Genomic DNA, 3,576 nt, shown 5'->3' on the forward strand with positions numbered 1-3,576 from the left:
TAATTCAATTGTATATTGGCATTTCACATAAGAAATTATCTTTTTATATTGTACCGATCTAATACTTTTTCTAACATTTCTAAAGTTATTGGTTCTGCTTCTTTTATTAATCGATAACCAATACGCCCATTCGGTTCCGCTGTAACTTGCTGTAAACTCTTTACATCATGGATCCCTTTTTCTCTTAATTGCATATATAGTTGTTGTTCAGACATTTTTGCCTTCATCAAGTTCGCTTTAATAATCTCTCCATTTTCAACAATTACAAAGCTACTGCCATTTAGGAATTGTTCCGCCTCCCTTGATTTCAGTTCAAAGAAATGAATGATAAGAAGTACGCTTGCAAATATTACAGCTGCAAATATAGATGGGACTACATTCCTACTTAATACAGGCTCTACAATAATACGCGCAATTGATACTACTATGATGATTTCAGCTCTTGTCATTTGGCTAACAGATTTACTACCTGTCATTTTTAATGCAAGAATCCCAGTGAGAATTAAAATAATGCTTTCAACAATAATATGCATAATAGCCCAATCCTTTAATGGTAAATGTTATTAGCATTCTAGATGCACTTTAAACTTTTTGGTGAAAATTAAAACTTACATATATAGAAAATGGATCTATTTAGATCCATCTTTTTTCAATAAGAATTTGATGATCTATTTTCTATTGTCAAAAAAACAAAAGCACCCAAATGGATGCGTATAGATTAAACTTATTCATTATTACTTTCTCCACTTTGATCATCAACTGATTTCGAGTCTAACATGCTGCCTATATCAGGCGGTAAGGCTAGCTCTATACCAGCTACTGGTTGATTATCTTCATTAAACCATTGTTTCTTAAATTTACTCAATTCTTCATTTTTCTTATTTCCATCCATATTACCCCGCCTTTTATGTACGTGATATTAAATACTTTACTTAATATGTACATTGAGAAAGATAATATACGATTTGTACATAATGAATGAGCAACAACCCGTTGTGCCTATTAAAAATTAACACGTACATGCTACTCCTCGTTTTATTATCATATTAATGACAAAATATATGTGAGCTAAGTGACAAGTACGTTGTCATTTTATTCATATGAGACAAATACTTTTAAAGGAGTAATTATTCCTTGACTTAATTCCTCAAAACATTTTTCAAGTGCAGTATAATGAATTTCATGTTGAAAAATCTCTTCTATCCATGGCGTCTGTTCTATTTGACTAAAAAACCAATCTGCATGTTTTTGGTAACCATATCCATCACTTGAACCAATGATTTTCAATTCTTTTCGATAAAAGTCGGCGGTTAATGTTAAGTCTTCTATATTACCATCAGAAAGAATACATATCGCTCTATTACTATTAATGGCCTTTTGTAATGTGTGAAACCCTCTATTTGTAGCAGAACATTCCAAACCGTAATTATATGTTTCTATTATTTGTTTTTCTGAATCAAAGAGGTTTTTCGCACCAAACTTCTTTGCAAATTCTCTTCTATTTTTATTAGGCTCAACAACATCCACATGCTTAACACCTACATAGTATTTTAAGAAATAACAAGCGAGTAAACCGATAACTCCCAGTAATAAGTACTTTTTCATCCTGTCGCGGGTCTAGCTTCAATACCCCTTCAGCAGCATCACACGAAAGAATAGATAATAAAGCAACTTTAGGTTTTATATAACTAGGTACTCGAATTACTTTATCTCCCTTAACTATTCCTATCGTTTCATGTCCATAAAAAGAAACTACTTTATCACCTACGTTTAAATTTGTTACTTTATTACCAACTTGAATTACTTCACCATAACTTTCATATCCAGTTTTTTTTGGATAGATAGGATTTGTATCTGTAACATCCGATTCTTTATACTGTGGTAACTCTGCTCCAATACTTATTGCACCTGCAATTGTTTTAACGATAATTTCATTATCCTGTATAGACTTAATTTTACATGTTTTCCACTTAAGACGTTTTGGTCCTTCTAAAACTAATTTATTTTGTTCCATTTATACCCCTCACATTTTATAAAATATATTCTCACTAAATTTCAAACAATGTATAATAGATTCATCTAAAATTAAGCTATAAAGTTGGCTAGCAACCAACAGTGATAATATGATAATTGAATTTGATGGATATGAAATAAATGAGTATGTTATTGGCCTTACCTGCTCTATACACGAAATAAGAACAATGTATTTACATGTTAAAAGTGAAGAGTTATCTAACGAAGATCTTCTAAGCTTATTTTGTGTACGGTATCACTTTGAAAAATCCTCAAAATTACTACAAGAAGAAGTCCTAAGCGATGCTGTCATTGATTTAGATACAGACTATATTTATATCCCTAATAGATAACAATACACTAGATTTAAATGAGTAGAAATTACGATTCAGCTAAGTGTTTAATAAAATAAGTGAATGCCCAAATTAATGTCGCAAATTGAGTGACAAAATACATTGTCCATTCAAAACCAGTCAATTTTCTCTCTCGTTTCACTTTCTTTAAGTATCTGTAAAATATAAATGTACTTAAAAACATAAGTAATAATGATAATTGCTGTAAATCATCGACTATACGTACCCCCATAGACTCCATCACCCTCCCATTCAAAATAAATGCTATACTTTAAAGATATCATCTATTGGTAGTTTATTTCCATTTAAAACAATTATGTCCTAAACAAAAAGAGCACTCAACAATTGGGTGCTCTAAAAATTATTAACATAACACTTTTCTTCTACTTTTTATAACTCAGTTCTATCACTTTGGGTATATGATTGTTATCATATTTCCTTTTATAGAGGTAACGTCAGGAAAATACGAATATACAAAGTTAAGGAATTTTCATTACTTTATAACCATTTTTAAGTTATATTCAATAACCATGCTTTGACATTGTCTAGAGCATGGTTATTATTTAAACAAATATAAATCTGCTTAGTTGATTTTTTAGTTCATCAATTTATTGAATTCATTAACTGAAAGAAGTATTCAGGTTTGTGAGTTTTATTTAGGTTAAACCATGAATGTAATGTATCTGGTGCAAATACATCTAATTTTTTCAGTACTTCCATCGCAAATTCCAGAGGAGCTATTCCTGATGCAGTAACTAAGTTCGCATCAGATACCGCAGATCTCAACTCATAGAATTTTTCTCCTTTATAGTTAGGACATACCATTTTAGTGTATTCTAAATTATTAGTTGTATGCTTTCTAGTATCTAAGTATCCCCTATTTGCAAGGGCCTCAGTTGCACCACAAATTGCACCAACAATAGTACCAAACTTTAAAGCTTGGCCAACTCTTTCCAAGATAGGTTGATGAATCTCTTCACTCCAAGTAGTCCCTCCTGGTAAAATTAAAAGATCTTTACTCTCAAAAGTACATTCATCAAGGGAAATATCTGGTTTTATGCTCAGTCCCCCCATAGTAGTAATCATTTCTTTATTAGCTCCTACTGTAATTACTTTTAAAGGTACTAAATCTTTTTTAAAATATCTTCCTGAATTTAGTTCGGTAATTAAATATCCATATTCCCAGTCCGACATTGTATTAAATACATAT

The 3,576-nt window shown here is 30.8% G+C and carries 5 protein-coding genes and 1 pseudogene; 1 reads left to right on the forward strand and 5 read right to left on the reverse strand.

Annotation, left to right across the window (positions count from 1 at the left end; genetic code table 11):
- Positions 1-35: 35 nt before the first annotated feature.
- The 3 genes and pseudogenes from GBN78_RS29125 to GBN78_RS29130 form a co-directional block, all read right to left on the reverse strand.
- Positions 36-533 (reverse strand): DUF421 domain-containing protein, encoded by a 498-nt coding sequence (locus GBN78_RS29125; RefSeq protein WP_098940066.1) that lies wholly within the window; start codon positions 531-533, stop codon positions 36-38.
- Between the two features lie 191 nt (positions 534-724).
- Positions 725-892 carry a hypothetical protein gene (locus GBN78_RS30510; RefSeq protein WP_000348947.1) on the reverse strand — a complete coding sequence of 56 codons (168 nt, stop codon included), beginning with the start codon at positions 890-892 and terminating at the stop codon, positions 725-727.
- A gap of 200 nt (positions 893-1,092) precedes the next feature.
- Positions 1,093-2,014 (reverse strand): annotated as a pseudogene (locus GBN78_RS29130) (zinc-dependent alcohol dehydrogenase).
- A 109-nt stretch (positions 2,015-2,123) separates the two neighbouring features.
- Between GBN78_RS29130 and GBN78_RS30815 the strand changes: the two are divergent.
- Positions 2,124-2,366, forward strand: coding sequence for a hypothetical protein (locus tag GBN78_RS30815; RefSeq protein ID WP_009326972.1), 243 nt, complete (start codon positions 2,124-2,126; stop codon positions 2,364-2,366).
- Between the two features lie 28 nt (positions 2,367-2,394).
- Here GBN78_RS30815 and GBN78_RS29140 read toward each other — a convergent pair whose 3' ends face one another.
- Together GBN78_RS29140 and GBN78_RS29145 are read right to left on the reverse strand one after the other, a co-directional pair.
- Positions 2,395-2,598, reverse strand: a complete 204-nt coding sequence (locus GBN78_RS29140) for a hypothetical protein (protein WP_000538966.1) — start codon at positions 2,596-2,598, stop codon at positions 2,395-2,397.
- Positions 2,599-2,969: 371 nt separating this feature from the next.
- Positions 2,970-3,576 (reverse strand): type 1 glutamine amidotransferase family protein (locus tag GBN78_RS29145; RefSeq protein WP_226798509.1); only part of this gene is annotated, 607 nt, incomplete at its 5' end.

This window comes from Bacillus sp. B2-WWTP-C-10-Post-4 (genome assembly GCF_009183805.1).
Taxonomy (GTDB): Bacteria; Bacillota; Bacilli; order Bacillales; family Bacillaceae_G; genus Bacillus_A; species Bacillus_A cereus.